This window comes from Afipia sp. GW822-FHT03D08 (assembly GCF_058801645.1).
On the sequence record NZ_JBXANK010000001.1, the window covers coordinates 2,326,004 to 2,338,431 of the forward strand.

The window sequence follows — 12,428 nt, forward strand, 5'->3', positions numbered from 1 at the left end:
TCCGGAGCCTCCACGCTCTGGTTCTGATGACTAGGGGTCCGGTCTACAGCGGCTTGGTTAAGCGAACGTTCCGTCAACCTTGATGAGGCGTTGCCGGAGACACTCAAATGCCTCACATCCGGCAAAACCGGTCCCGATGGTTAATGCGGTATGAATATGGCGCGACGGTGAATGCGCCAAGCAAAAAGGGCCCCCGCCAGCGGCTGGGGCCCCTTATTCATGGGAATTTTTGTTGTTACGCGATGACGGCGGCTCAGGACCGCGGAGCGATGGTCGCCTTGGCAAACGGAAACTGCGGCAGGGTCAGAACCGGCGCCGACTCCACAAGCGGCTGGCTGCGTTCGAACAGCTTGCGGCGTTCAAAGAAGCTTGAGCGGAAATAAGGATAACGGGCAAAGACCCGCTCGCGCATGGCCGCATAGTCGACCGCCATCAGGCAGATCGGCTTGGTGAGGCTCGGATAATCCCGCGGCTCGCTGATCGACTTGTGCAGAAACACCCGGCGGTAGAAGGCCTGATGTTCGGCGCGCACGCTGGCCAGCCCGATGTCCGCATCGAAGTACTCGCAGGCCATGTAGGCAAGGCGCAGCGTAACATACGGCAGTTCGGGGGAGCGGGCTTCGCGATCGGGATCCGCAACAAACCGTGTCGGATCGATCAGCACCCGGCCCTTGGCGATTTCGGGTTCGAGCAGATCGGGGAAAACCCCCAGCGACGGACAGGCCGGCGTCTCCGGTGACGATACCGTGATGCGCAGCGAACTCATCAGTACGCCATCGCGATACACGCCAAAATTCCAGGAGTTCGGAAGATCGTCGTACTGGTCCTGAACCATCTGCCGCGCATTGGGTACGATGGCCCCTTCGCGCAGATAGGCGCGATAGCGCAAACGATAGATCTGTTCTTTTTCGGCCTGCGTTTCCGCAAGCCTGTAGTCCACAGCTTCCAGCGGATAGCTGATCCGTTCCGACGGACGGCCGGTCGTTCGGACAGCAGAGACCATTTTCGATGCTCCGATGAGCGATACGACGGTACCGCGCCACATGAAAAGAGGTTAATACCTTCTTAACGAAATCGCAAAGCGTTGCATGAGTTAACCTTAACCCGTTCAACTGTGCGCGCGATTAATTGGCATTGCAGTCATGTCGGTTGCGGAGATGACGTTCGAGTGCTGTGCGCTGTCAGCGCAGAGTCTGCCGGATCGGGATAACGTCCTTGCTGACAGTGCCATGCGAGGCCTTCAGCAGTTCGCGCACCCGCGCCGCCGGGACTGGACGGCTGAACAGGAAGCCTTGCGCTTCGGTGACAGTGCCCTCGGCGCTGATGAGCTCGAGCTGCTCGTTGGTCTCAATGCCCTCGACCACAACCGACATGCCGAGATCGGCGCTGAGGCGTGCGACGCCGCGCAACAGCGTCAGCGGCCGCTGGCTGCCGATATCCTCAAGGAACGAGCGATCGATCTTCACCTTCTGAAGCGGGAAATTGTGCAGATAGCTCAGGCTTGAATAGCCGGTGCCGAAATCGTCGAGCGAGATGCGAACGCCGGCCTCGCGCAACTGCGTCAGCACGTCGAGAGTCCACTGCGTGTTGCGCAGCAGCGACGACTCGGTGATTTCAATTTCAAGCCGGTGCGCCGGCAGCCCGGAGACCTCGAGCGCATAACGGACTTCGGTCATCACATCGCGCTGATGGAATTGCTGCGGCGAGAAATTGACCGCAACGCTGACCGGATCCGGCCACTTCATGCACTCCATGCACGCCTTGCGCAGAATCCAGCGGCCCAGATCGACGACGAGACCCATGTCCTCCACGACCGGAATGATCTCGGCCGGAGAAACGGCGCCGCGCGTCGGATGATTCCAGCGCAGCAGCGCTTCGCAGGTCGAGATGCGGCCCGACTTGAGATTGACCAGCGGCTGATAATAAAGCTCAAACTCTTCATGCGCGAGCGCGTGACGCAGATCCAGTTCGAGCACGCGCCGCGTTTCGACCGTGTGCGCCATTTCCTCGCGGAAGAAGCAGAAGGTGCCGCGGCCGTCGGCCTTGGCGCGATAGAGCGCCATGTCGGCGTTCTTGAGCAGGATATCGACGCTGGTCTCGGCCGACGTCATCGCGATGCCGATGCTCGCGCCGATCTCGACCAGATGATGGTCGATCTCGTAACGCTCGCTGAGGCGATCGACGATTCTGCGCGCAAGCGACGCCGCGTCCTCGGTGGACTGGATTCCACGCTGGAACACCACGAATTCGTCGCCGCCGAAACGCGCGACGAAATCCTCCGGCCGCAGCAAGCGGCGCAGCCGCGCCGTCACCGCGCAAAGCAGCTTGTCGCCGCTCGGATGACCGAGAGTATCGTTGACCTGCTTGAACTGATCGAGATCGATGAACAGCAGCGCGGAGAGAGGCGCACGGCTCGAGTTCAGCATCTGGCCAATCTCGTCGCGGAAGTGCACGCGGTTTGGCAGCCCCGTCAATTCGTCGAACCGCGCCATATGGCCGATCTTGGCCTCGGCATTCCGGCGCGCGGTAATGTCTTCGACCAGGACGACCGTGCCGCCATCCGCCATCGGCTCGAAGGTCCATGCCAGCGCCCGCTCTTCGGTACCGGTGGAATAGAGTGTGACGATCTCGGCCTGCTGCTGTCTCGCAGTCTGGGCGATGATGGTATCGGCGTTGGCCCCCGTCAGCGTGCCGGCCTTGAGACAGGCGGCAACGACTTCGGCCGCGGACGCGCCAGAACCGATCAGATCGGTCTTCAGCCCCATCATGTAATGGAAGCGATAGTTCATCACGGCGAGGCAGCCGTTTGCATCGAACATGCAAAGACCGTGCGGCATGTTGTTCAGCGCAGTGTCGAACTGCGCGGCGATCGACGCCTCGCGCTCGTTGGCCAGCAGCGCCTTCACGAAAATCGAATGCAGGCTCAGGTTGATGTCCTTCAACCCGAGGAAAAACAGCACCAGCAGACCCGCCAGCCCGATATGGTAAAGATCGCCATGAACCGCGAGCGCGAGGGACATCGGCCCGCAGGACAGCAGGATGTGAAGCTGGACGATACGCGGGCGGCCGTAATTGCGCGCAGCACCGCCGCCGGTATAGGCGATTGTCACCGTCGTACAGAGCATATGGGCGATCGGATCGTCGGTGCCGAGCAGCACGATCGCGCACCAAAGTCCGAGCACTCCGGCGTAGAGCATCGCGCCAAGCATGTAGCGCGGCTCGAAATCGGCGGCCTGTTCAGGGGAAAGAACCGTCGTGCGCTTCTCGTATTTGCGCATCTGGATCGCGCGGGCGATACCGATGGTGATGATCAGCACCGCGCAGGGCCAGATCGGAGCGTAGCCGGTCTTGAGCGCCGTCATCAAAGCCGCAGCGGCGGCACAGATAGCCCCGAACAGCATCGGCCAGGAATTCTGGCACATGGAATCGACCAACGCCGCGTAGATCGACGGCGACAGGGTCTCTTCGTCTGGGCTCTTCTTTTGATGAAGCAGTTGCATTTGGGCGCGCGCACGTCCTTTTGAACGGCTCAAGCTTTACCCACCGCAGATGAAGTCTTTCTGAGGGAACATCGTTACTTATGTCTTGCCGAGATCAGCCACGGACAAAATCTGCCAATAAATTCAGCAGAATAACAAACCCTGGCGGCCGGGCTGAAAAAACCCGGCCAGGATTTTAAGACTTCGTTTACGAAAGCAGCGGCGACCAAGCCGGGTCGGAAGCAAAGCCCGGTGTCGGCACCTTCTGCTCGTTGCGTCCGGAAATATCCACTGTGTAAAGCGACGGCCCGCCCCCCGCTTCGCGGAAGAACATCACGACACGGCCGTTCGGCGCAAAGGTCGGTCCTTCGTTGTGAAACCCGGAGGTGAGGATGCGTTCGCCCGAACCGTCCGGCTTCATGATGCCGATCGAGAACTGGCCACCGCCCTGCTTGGTAAAGGCGATATAGTCGCCGCGCGGCGACCAGACCGGCGTCGAATAGCTTCCCTCGCCGAACGAGATGCGCTGGGCCGCGCCGCCGTTTGCACCCATCACATAGATCTGGGGCTTGCCGCCACGATCGGACTCGAAACAGATCCGCCCGCCATCCGGCGCATAGGACGGTGACGTGTCGATCGCCGGCGTGTCGGTCAATCGCGTCATCGACTTGGAGCGCAGATCCATCACGAACAGGTTGGAGTTGCCGCCCTGCTGCATGCTCATCACGATGCGCTGGCCGTCAGGCGAGAACCGCGGCGAGAACGACATGCCGGGGAAGTTGCCGACGATCTCGCGCTGGCCGGTCTCAACGTTGAAGAGATAGACGCGCGGATCGCCCTGGCCGAATTCCATGTAGGTGATTTCCTGCGTGGACGGCGAGAAACGCGGCGTCAGCACGAGGTCGGCGCCGCGCGTCAGATAGCGCACGTTGGCGCCGTCCTGATCCATCATCGCCAGGCGCTTGACGCGGCGATCCTTCGGGCCGGTCTCGTCAACGAACACCACGCGGCTGTCGAAATAGCCCTTCTCGCCGGTGAGGCGTTCATAGATCTGGTCGGAGATGATGTGCGCGATGCGGCGCCATGATTCCGGTGATGTGAAATACTGCTGACCGGTGAGCTGCTGCGCCTGCGGCACGTCCCACAGGCGGAATTCGGCCTTAAGGCGGCCATCGCCCTGCCGCGTGGCGCGGCCCGTCACCAGCGCCTGGGCGTTGATCTGACGCCAGTTCGCGAACTGCGGCGGCACGTCAATGTTGGAGATGCGCTCGATGAAGGCGGCCTGATCGATCGGCGCGAACAATCCGCTGCGCTTCAGGTTGTTGGTGATGACCTGCGCGATGCCGGCTGCGACCTCGTTGTCGCCCTGCGTCCCGGGCACGAAATTGGGAATCGCAATCGGGATGGGCTGAAAGTTGCCTTCGGTGACCGTGACGCGCGCCTGCGCGAATGCACGGCGCATCGGCGTCGCGAGCAGCAATCCCGCAGAAGCGGCTCCCGTCATCATATGCCGCCGCGTTAGCTTCAATTCGGGCGTCGCGATCAACGTCTTTGATTTCGCCTGCAAAGTCTTGGCCTGCAACTCGTCCGGACCTTCGTTGTTCAAATCTCGCATCCTATCCAAATTTCATTCCGGCACCGTTGCCGTTCACGCCATCCAATTTTCGTGTCACGAAAATTTCTCGGTAAATGCCGGCTCGAAGAATTTCCACTCGTCGAAGAAAGCGGGAGGCAGGTTGTACGGCTGGCACTCGATGATCGCGCGCAGTGCGCTGTCCTGATAAACGCGGAAATAGCCGGTCGAAGCACTGGAAAGCGGCACCGGATTGGCTTCCAGCATGCCGTCGCGCTTCAGCTTGATGGTGAAGACCGCTTCCACCTTCTGCGCTTCGACGCCGCCATAGGGCTTCTTCCAGCACCGCTCCACCTGCTGGCGGAACATGGCGCCCCACGTCGCGGAGTTGTCGGCAGCCCTGCCCTTCGCCGTGCCAAGCGCGGCCTGCGAGTTCAGCGCGGCGCCCGTGATGGACTCACGCGAGGGATCGCGCTTGTCTAGCAGGGCTGCGATCTTCGACTGGTCGAACGTGCGTTCGGTCGGCTGCTTTTGCGGCTGGGGCGGCGCAGCCTTGACCTGCTGCGGCTTCGGAGGCTTCTTGGCCTCTTCCTTCTTCAGCGCTTCGGCGATCGGATCGACTTTCGCCTGATCCGGCTTCTTCTCCGCCTGCTTCTGCTCTTCCTTCGGCTTGCTCTCGACCGGCTTCGGCGGATCGGGCTTTTTTTCGACCGGCTTTTCCTCGGGCTTCGGTGTCGGCGGCGGAGCGGCCTCGGTCACGACCGGGGGCTTCTTGTCGTCGATCTTGCCGACGGCATCGTCCACCGGGGGCTTGGCCTCGGCGACCTTCTCGACCATCGGCTTCGGATTTTCCTTCTTGCCGGTTTTCATTCCCTGCATCGCCTTGGCGAACTGATCGGCGGAAATGATATCGACCGGAACGGAATCCTCCGGCATCGACTCGAAGGCTTTGGTCGAGAACGAGACCATGCCCCAGCCAATCACCAGGGCATGCAATGCGACAGACGCTGCGACGGTCTTGTCGATCTTCACGTCAGTTTCCCTGCTCGACCTCGGTCACCAGAGCCACGCGCTTGAACCCTGCGGCGGACAGGCGTCCCATCACGCGCATCACCGTACCGTAATCCACCTTTGTGTCGCCGCGAACAAAGATGCGCTCATCCATGCCGCCGCGCGCCTGGGTAATTGCCGTCAATTTCGGCACCAGTTCGTTCATCGGGATCTCGGTGTTGTTGAGAAACACCTTGCCGGTGAGCTGGACCGAAACCGTCAGCGGCTCCTTGTCCTGATCGAGGCTCTTGGCCGCGGTCTGCGGCAGATCGAGCGGCACGCCGACCGTCAGCAGCGGCGCGGACACCATGAAGATGATGAGCAGCACCAGCATCACGTCCACCATGGGCGTGACGTTGATCTCGGCCATGACGTTGGCGCGGCGATAGCCGCGGCGTCCGCCGCCGCCCGATCCGCCCCCGAGGCTCATGCCCATGACGAATATCCCAAGCCGTGGTTCAACCCGTTCTCCTTCACGCGCGCTCGTCGATCTGGCGCGACAGGATCGCCGAGAACTCGTCGGCGAACCCTTCAAGCCGCTGGGCCTGCCGGTTCACCTCCGAGGTGAACTTATTGTAGAAAATTGTCGCCGGAATTGCGGCGATAAGGCCGATGGCGGTGGCAAATAGCGCCTCGGCAATGCCGGGGGCGACCACCGCCAGGGAGGTGTTTTTCGACGCCGCGATGGACTGGAAGCTGGACATGATGCCCCAGACCGTGCCGAACAGGCCGACGAACGGGCTCGCCGAGCCGACGGTCGCCAGCACCAGCAACCTGCGGTCCAGCCGCTCGACCTCGCGGGCAATCGACACGCTCATCACCTTGTCGATCCGCATCTGGAGACCGGCAAAGGAGCGCGAATTGCTCTCGAACGAGCGCTTCCACTCGCGCATCGCGGCCACGAACAAGGCGGCCATCGATTGCGTCGGCTTGGCAGCCAGCGCGCGGTACAATTCGTCGATGGATTGACCCGACCAGAACGCCTGCTCGAAACGGTCCATGGCCTTCTTGGTGCGCGCATAAAGCAGCATTTTATCGATGGCGATGGCCCAGACCCACACCGAGCACGCCAGCAAACCGAGCATGATCGTTTTCACGACAAAGTGCGCATGCCAGAACAGCGAGATCAGCGACACGTCAGCGGAGGCCAGCGGAAGGGCCGACTGCGCTACGTCTGCTGGATTCATGATCGGTATCCTCTCAAGGCGATTGTCACTTAAATTCACGCGCTAACGCGCTGGTCGCGGTCGCCGCAAGGCAATGACCGCCGCAGCGAAAGCGCCAACGCTGCCGATCGCCCCGTTCCGGTCTCGTGTCGCGTGGGATGGCCTGTCCCGAGGCCGGGCTCTGAATCCCCTGCTAACGTGTCAAAACGAGGGCTGTCAGCCCATATAACCAAACGCTAATCAGGGTTAAGGCGGGGTTACCGCAGGGCATTCAGGGCCCGAAAATGCCCTCGAAACCAACCCTGTGGCACAGCGGGACCGCCGGTTCCAGCCCCGATCACGGCGGAGGCGCGGCAGCGCCCCGCAGCCGTCGTACCAGCGGCGTGAGTAACTGCGGCGACAGGTAAATCGGGAACTGGGCCAGCGCGAAATAGAGCCAGGTCAGCCCCGGCAACGCCCCGTCCACAGCGGCCAGCATCAGGCCCATGTTGCGCTGGGAGGCCATCAGCCCCAGCGCAAGCGCACGCGCGAGGCCGGCCCTGCGGAACACCAGCGTGGTCACAGCCAGCAGCGCCGCAAACAGCGCGAAGGCCAGCACGAGGAGACCAAAGACGAGCAGCGGCGCCGCCCGCACGCTCGCGGCGACCGGCTCCATCACCGCGCTGACAAACACCAGCAGCACCAGAATGTTGAAACCATCGAGCGGCAGCTTTTGGCGGGCGATGGCCTCTACGCCGGCAAAACGGCGGATCACCGCGGCGACAAGAACCGAGCCAAAGAGGATTACAAACAGTTTCAGCCCGAGAGCCAGCGGCGAGAGCGTGAGCCCGTCTCCGAAAAACAGCCAGGCGAACAGCGGCGCGCTGAGCGGCACCAGCGCGGTCCCTGTGACGAGCGTGATCAGGACCAGCGTCGAATCGAGGCCCATCAGCGCCACCAGCGCAGGCGACGCCATCATCGGCGAGGCCACCGCCTGAAGCATCAGGCCGAGAAACAGATCCGGCGCGGACTTGTCCAGGCCGCCGATCGTGCCGGCGAGGCCGAACAGCAGCGGCACCGCGAAACTGCTCCACAGCGTCGCAGCGATCACCAGTGCCGGCCGCGCGAGATAGCCGCGCATCGCCGCGACATCCACCCGCATGAACGACATACAGAGCAGAACGAATATCGCCTCGGTGACATAAGGCTTCAGCAAAACGCCGAGCGACGGAACGGCGATGCCGATGAAAACCAGCGCCGCAATGGCCCGCGCGCCCTGACGGCCAAGCCAGGCGAATGCCGCCACGGGAACGGCAAATGAATGCCGCATGATCGCAGACATGATGACTCCCGGAGGCCCCGTAAATCGAAGCCATGAATCGATGAGACAGATCGATAAGAGAGAGATGATTGCAGTGAGTCGGAGGAAGCGGTCGAGCATGCCATGAGCGCAAACCGGCGCTCGCACGCGACCGCGGGGATCAGCCTACCAAATGCCGCTGCACGAGACGGCTCGCCACCAGCGGCGGCGCGGTGAGATCACGTTTCTGATCATGCTGTATTAAAACCCATCCGGGCTGCGATGGCAATTGGCCCGGCCACGCGTGGCTGCTTTGTTTGTGGCGCAGGATCGGATTTAATCGGCGGATGACATCCACCGTCCCCACCACAACAACATCAGGCGCGTCCCGGCGCGGCACGTTCACCTCGTCGATTCTGATTCTTTCGAATCTCGTACCGCTGGCGGGCATCATGTTCTGGGGTTGGGACACCTTCGTCCTTTTGTGCCTCTACTGCCTGGAAACGGCGGTGATCGGCTTCTGGACCATCGCGCGGGCCGCAACGATGGCCCGCGATCCGGGATCGGCGACAGGCCGCAGCATTACCGGTGCGCTGGCGATGGCGGGATTCTTCACCGTGCATGCCGGATTGTTCATGTCGGTGCACATGCTGTTCATCTACGCACTGTTCGCGGGGCCGTGGATGGGGCGCATTCACGACGCGCGGGACTTCATCCGCCTGATCGTGATCGGCAAGGACCTCTGGATTCCGCTGGTCGCGCTGTTCGTGGGACAAGGCGCGATCTTCATCAACGACGCGGTCAATCGCTTCGTGTTTGGGAAGGTGCCACTGACCAACGCCGACACCGGCGAGATCATGGGCGAGTTCTACAAGCGCATCGTAATCATGCACGTCGCAATCATGGGCGGCGCGTTCATCGCGCGGGCGATCGGAACGGCCGCGCCGCTGATCATTCTGGTACTGCTCAAGATCGCGATTGAAATCAGGTTTCAGATGAAGGCGAAGGCTCTTGGTTCACCGCAGCCTGCCAACCCGTGATGCAGTCACGCAAAACAAAACCGCCCACCTGATCGACAGGTGGGCGGCTTCGTGAGCCAGTCAGGGAGACGGGGCTTGTCTTATCCCTGCGAAGGCTGATCGTTCGGCGGCGTCGGGCGCTGCTTATGCTGCGCCATGAAGGCGTCGAATTCTTCCTTGTCCTTGGCGTGCCGCAGGCGATCGAGGAAGTCCTTGAACTCGGTCTGCTCTTCCTCGAGACGGCGCAGCGTCTCCATGCGGTAGTCGTCGAAGGCACGGTTGCCGCTCGAAGGTGCGTAGTAACCGCGGCCTTCCATCCGGCTGCGCATCCGCTCCATCTTGTACTGCATGCGCTCCATCTTGTCGGCCCAGCGGCCGTGACGATCGTGAGACCAGCAACCCATGTTTCTGCTCCAGAGTGAGTAAGCGAGGGCGGCCAGACCCAGCGGCCACCAGATGATGAAACCGGCAACGATCAGGATGATCCGCCCGGGGTGAAACCGCGGCTGCCAGTCGTGCCGCGAGTCGTAGTTGTCGTGATGCGGTCCGGCCCAGTCCGGGCGGCCCCATCGGTCGAGACGTGCAGTGTTGGCGTTTGCGGTGTTCGCCATAGGCGTCCTCCCAGTTTTCACGTTCCCGTGAATGTAAATAACATTTACATAGATAAAACATCCCGGGATTTTGTCAAGCGGGCCCCCTCAGGGGTCGCGCAAATTATTTGGATGGCCGGTGATGCTGGTCGGTCGGGAACCCGAGGCCCTTGAGGTAAATCAGCACGCCCGCTTCCAGCAGGTCCTCCGCCGACATCGGCAGCTTGCGGCGCGCCGCATCGCCGCGTCCGAACAGCGACGCGATGCCGTGCGACATCGACCAGATGTGGAGCGCCATCATCATCGCCGGCGGGCGCGGCACGCCCGGAGGCGCCATCGCCACCAGTCGTTCGGACGCCGCACGGATGATGGCGAAAGCGCGTTCGGACGCCACCAGCAGCGCGGGATTGGCCTCGAGCGGCACGCCGGATTCGAACATTGCCGAGTAATATGCGGGGTTTTCGCGCGCGAACGCGAGATAGGCCTTGCCGACGCGCTGGAACGCTGTCGGCGTATCGGGGCGGCCATCGTCCCAGGCCGCAGTGAGTTGCGATTCGAATTGTTCGAAGCCCTGCTGCGCGACACTGGCCAGCAGCTCGTCGCGATCGCGGAAATGGCGATACGGCGCCGCCGGGCTCACACCGGCCGAGCGCGCGGCCTCGGCGAAGGTGAACCCCGCCGGGCCCTTGTTCGCAATCAGATCGAGCGCGGCCTGCACCAGCGCCTCTTTCAGATTGCCGTGATGGTAGCCGCCTTCGCGGCGGCCGCGGTTCTTCCAGCTCATCTTGCGTATCTACTCATGTAAACTCCTTTTACATGAGTAGGGCCCCGGCGTCACTAAACCTTTGCCGCCGCTGGCGAAGGCCCGCAGATCAAATCGACGGTTCCTTTGGCGACGGCTTCCAGCTCTGTGCGTGGCACGCGAGCACGGGACCGGATCGCCAGCGCCTCGACGGTCGATGCGGCGATCTGGGACAGGATCTGCACATTCGCCGTCGGCGGCAGTTCGCCGGTCTCGATCGCAGCCTGAAACCGTTTTGCGAGCGTCCGCTGCGTCGAGCCAAGCGCCCTCTGCACAAGGGGGCGAATCTCCGGGTCGGCCATCGCCTCGGAGGTCGCCGTCATCACGGTGAAGCAGCCGCGCGGACCGTTTTCGCCGGCGAGATAGACGTCGAGCGCCGTGGCGTAGATCTTTTCCAGCATCTGCCGCAGCGTCAGCCCAGGCGCGAAAGCAGGGGCGAACTTTTCCGCCATCTCGGCGCGATAGCGTTCATAGGCCTTGAGAAACAGCTCGCGCTTGTCGCCGAACGTCCCGTACAGGCTCGGCCGATTGATCCCCATTGCCTCGCTGAGATCGTCCAGCGAGGTCGCAGCGAAACCGCCATCCCTGAAGGTGTCCATGGCTTTGCCGAGCGCCACATCCGGCTCGAAGGCGCGCGGACGGCCGCGCTTTTTCGGTGCGCTGGAGGCGGCTTTCGCCGGCTGAGGCTTTTTTTGTACCATATCGCAAATAATTCTCTTGACCGCATTTAATTTGTGCGGAACGGTATAAAAATCAAGGACGGACCGGTTTCAACAAGGAGACGCACCATGAAGCTCTATTTCTCGCCCCTCGCCTGTTCGATGGCAACCCGCATTGCGCTCTACGAAGCCGGCGCCGACGCCCGCTATCTCGAAGTCGATCCGAAATCCAAGAAGGTGCTTCAGGACGAATCCGATTTCTTCTCGGTGAACCCGCTTGGCCTGGTGCCGACCATCAGCACCGACGACGGTCTCGTTCTCACCGAGAACGCGGCGATTCTTCAGTATGTCGCCGATCGCTTTCCCGATGCAGGCATCGGATCAGGCGCGGGTATCGAGCGGAGCCGGTTGCAGCAGTGGCTGTGTTTCATCGGCACCGAACTGCACAAGGGGCTGTTCGCGACCCTGCTCGACAGGAAAGCGCCCGCTGACGTTCACGCTTACGCGCTCAAGAAGGGACTTTCGCGACTCGACTATCTCAACAACTACCTCGAAGGCCGTGAATTCCTGCTCGATCATTTCAGCGTCGCCGATGCCTATCTTGGCACCATCCTGAACTGGACCATGGCGACGCCGCAAATCGATCTGACGAAGTGGCCCGCGATCAACGATTACCTCGCCCGGTTCAAGACGCGCCCGAGCGTGATGAAGGCTCTTGCCGAGGAGTTCGAACTCTACAAAGCGGAGATCGCGCGTCACAAGGCTGCGGCGTAACGGAAGACGTCATTGCGAGGAGCACTTGCGACGAAGC

Annotated in this window: 12 protein-coding genes; 2 read left to right on the forward strand and 10 right to left on the reverse strand. The window is 62.0% G+C overall.

The window, feature by feature from the left end:
- Positions 1 to 253: 253 nt before the first annotated feature.
- From AC1RM7_RS11505 to AC1RM7_RS11535, 7 genes are all read right to left on the reverse strand, one after another.
- The gene (locus AC1RM7_RS11505) at positions 254 to 1,003 is read right to left on the reverse strand and encodes an N-acyl amino acid synthase FeeM domain-containing protein (protein WP_006022260.1); all 750 of its coding nucleotides are present in this window, start codon (positions 1,001 to 1,003) and stop codon (positions 254 to 256) included.
- 178 nt (positions 1,004 to 1,181) lie between these two features.
- On the reverse strand, positions 1,182 to 3,500 hold the full coding sequence (locus AC1RM7_RS11510) for a putative bifunctional diguanylate cyclase/phosphodiesterase (protein WP_024919840.1): 2,319 nt from the start codon (positions 3,498 to 3,500) through the stop codon (positions 1,182 to 1,184).
- Positions 3,501 to 3,687: 187 nt separating this feature from the next.
- Positions 3,688 to 4,986: a Tol-Pal system beta propeller repeat protein TolB gene (tolB, locus tag AC1RM7_RS11515; RefSeq protein ID WP_051472498.1), complete on the reverse strand. Its 1,299-nt coding sequence runs from the start codon at positions 4,984 to 4,986 to the stop codon at positions 3,688 to 3,690.
- A gap of 162 nt (positions 4,987 to 5,148) precedes the next feature.
- Positions 5,149 to 6,084 carry a cell envelope integrity TolA family protein gene (locus tag AC1RM7_RS11520; RefSeq protein WP_024919838.1) on the reverse strand — a complete coding sequence of 312 codons (936 nt, stop codon included), beginning with the start codon at positions 6,082 to 6,084 and terminating at the stop codon, positions 5,149 to 5,151.
- Position 6,085: 1 nt separating this feature from the next.
- A complete protein-coding gene (gene tolR, locus AC1RM7_RS11525; protein WP_006022264.1) occupies positions 6,086 to 6,538 on the reverse strand; it encodes a protein TolR in 453 nt (150 codons plus the stop codon).
- 37 nt (positions 6,539 to 6,575) lie between these two features.
- Positions 6,576 to 7,289, reverse strand: coding sequence for a protein TolQ (gene tolQ / locus AC1RM7_RS11530; protein WP_006022265.1), 714 nt, complete (start codon positions 7,287 to 7,289; stop codon positions 6,576 to 6,578).
- A gap of 316 nt (positions 7,290 to 7,605) precedes the next feature.
- Positions 7,606 to 8,589: a Na+-dependent transporter gene (locus AC1RM7_RS11535; protein WP_492837763.1), complete on the reverse strand. Its 984-nt coding sequence runs from the start codon at positions 8,587 to 8,589 to the stop codon at positions 7,606 to 7,608.
- A 305-nt stretch (positions 8,590 to 8,894) separates the two neighbouring features.
- Between AC1RM7_RS11535 and AC1RM7_RS11540 the strand changes: the two genes are divergently transcribed.
- Entirely contained in the window at positions 8,895 to 9,587 is a 693-nt protein-coding gene (locus AC1RM7_RS11540; protein WP_024919836.1) for a DUF6498-containing protein, read from the forward strand.
- Positions 9,588 to 9,667: 80 nt separating this feature from the next.
- Here the strand turns inward: AC1RM7_RS11540 and AC1RM7_RS11545 are convergent, their stop codons facing one another.
- The 3 genes from AC1RM7_RS11545 to AC1RM7_RS11555 all read right to left on the reverse strand — a co-directional run bounded on the left by AC1RM7_RS11545 (position 9,668) and on the right by AC1RM7_RS11555 (position 11,659).
- Positions 9,668 to 10,177 (reverse strand): DUF2852 domain-containing protein, encoded by a 510-nt coding sequence (locus tag AC1RM7_RS11545; RefSeq protein ID WP_024919835.1) that lies wholly within the window; start codon positions 10,175 to 10,177, stop codon positions 9,668 to 9,670.
- A 103-nt stretch (positions 10,178 to 10,280) separates the two neighbouring features.
- Positions 10,281 to 10,940, reverse strand: coding sequence for a TetR/AcrR family transcriptional regulator (locus AC1RM7_RS11550; protein WP_006022271.1), 660 nt, complete (start codon positions 10,938 to 10,940; stop codon positions 10,281 to 10,283).
- 53 nt (positions 10,941 to 10,993) lie between these two features.
- A complete protein-coding gene (locus AC1RM7_RS11555) occupies positions 10,994 to 11,659 on the reverse strand; it encodes a TetR/AcrR family transcriptional regulator (RefSeq protein WP_024919834.1) in 666 nt (221 codons plus the stop codon).
- 87 nt (positions 11,660 to 11,746) lie between these two features.
- On the opposite strand from AC1RM7_RS11555, the gene AC1RM7_RS11560 reads away from it, so the two are divergent.
- Positions 11,747 to 12,391, forward strand: coding sequence for a glutathione S-transferase N-terminal domain-containing protein (locus tag AC1RM7_RS11560; protein WP_024919833.1), 645 nt, complete (start codon positions 11,747 to 11,749; stop codon positions 12,389 to 12,391).
- Positions 12,392 to 12,428: the final 37 nt, after the last annotated feature.

What these genes read in the sequence shown, in the direction of transcription:
- AC1RM7_RS11505 (WP_006022260.1), bottom strand. Translation starts at nt 1,003, where the DNA reads ATGGTCTCTGCTGTCCGAACGACCGGCCGTCCGTCGGAACGGATCAGC.
- AC1RM7_RS11510 (WP_024919840.1), bottom strand. Translation starts at nt 3,500, where the DNA reads ATGCAACTGCTTCATCAAAAGAAGAGCCCAGACGAAGAGACCCTGTCG.
- tolB (WP_051472498.1), bottom strand. Translation starts at nt 4,986, where the DNA reads ATGATGACGGGAGCCGCTTCTGCGGGATTGCTGCTCGCGACGCCGATG.
- tolR (WP_006022264.1), bottom strand. Translation starts at nt 6,538, where the DNA reads ATGGGCATGAGCCTCGGGGGCGGATCGGGCGGCGGCGGACGCCGCGGC.
- tolQ (WP_006022265.1), bottom strand. Translation starts at nt 7,289, where the DNA reads ATGAATCCAGCAGACGTAGCGCAGTCGGCCCTTCCGCTGGCCTCCGCT.
- AC1RM7_RS11535 (WP_492837763.1), bottom strand. Translation starts at nt 8,589, where the DNA reads ATGTCTGCGATCATGCGGCATTCATTTGCCGTTCCCGTGGCGGCATTC.
- AC1RM7_RS11540 (WP_024919836.1), top strand. Translation starts at nt 8,895, where the DNA reads ATGACATCCACCGTCCCCACCACAACAACATCAGGCGCGTCCCGGCGC.
- AC1RM7_RS11545 (WP_024919835.1), bottom strand. Translation starts at nt 10,177, where the DNA reads ATGGCGAACACCGCAAACGCCAACACTGCACGTCTCGACCGATGGGGC.
- AC1RM7_RS11550 (WP_006022271.1), bottom strand. Translation starts at nt 10,940, where the DNA reads ATGAGCTGGAAGAACCGCGGCCGCCGCGAAGGCGGCTACCATCACGGC.
- AC1RM7_RS11555 (WP_024919834.1), bottom strand. Translation starts at nt 11,659, where the DNA reads ATGGTACAAAAAAAGCCTCAGCCGGCGAAAGCCGCCTCCAGCGCACCG.
- AC1RM7_RS11560 (WP_024919833.1), top strand. Translation starts at nt 11,747, where the DNA reads ATGAAGCTCTATTTCTCGCCCCTCGCCTGTTCGATGGCAACCCGCATT.